This is a genomic window from Wolbachia endosymbiont of Pentidionis agamae, assembly GCF_036711655.1.
Lineage (GTDB): Bacteria > Pseudomonadota > Alphaproteobacteria > Rickettsiales > Anaplasmataceae > JAZHPY01.
In genome coordinates, this window is record NZ_JAZHPY010000153.1 from 1 (window position 1) to 628 (window position 628).

At 31.8% G+C, this 628-nt stretch carries 1 protein-coding gene; it reads right to left on the reverse strand.

The window, feature by feature from the left end:
• Positions 1–492: hypothetical protein (locus V6U76_RS05405; protein WP_333024122.1), on the reverse strand; the 492-nt coding region annotated here is incomplete at its 3' end.
• Positions 493–628: the final 136 nt, after the last annotated feature.

The window sequence follows — 628 nt, forward strand, 5'->3', positions numbered from 1 at the left end:
ATCAACACCAGTTATGTTAGATAAAGTTAAATCAGCTTTGTTAGCTAGGTCAGTTGTTTTAGCAAAACCAGTTACTTTAGTTGCAACATTATCTTCAGTAATAAGCTTCCCTTGCGCTGCTAAGAACTCTGCTGCTGATTGATTATTAGTATTATCATATTTTGCTTTATCAGTTGCTCCAAGTAATGCTCCAAGCTTATCCACAAGTACGTTTTTACCAGTATCTTCTGCAGCAAATATTCCTGTTGCTATATTAGTTATTAGTGGCATTATGTTTGTATCTTTTGCAATATTCGCCCAACCTTTTACAGTAGTAGATGAACTTAAACTAGCAGTAGCTGCTGCGTATCTAAATACAGGGGATGTAATATCCTGTATATCCAATTCAAAGATATTCCCTGCAGAATTTTCAAAGGTTATAAACCTTACATCTTGTAGAGTTTTTGCATTATTTTGAGTTGATGTTGTTCCAAATGTTAAACCTACTGTCATATATCATTCTCCATAAAAAATAATAACATGCAGGAAAATAATATATTTTTCGTAAATACTAAATTTAATTTACTCTATATTTTTTTTATATCCTCTAAAGTAAGCCCTGTTGCATCCACTATTACTTCAATTGGAA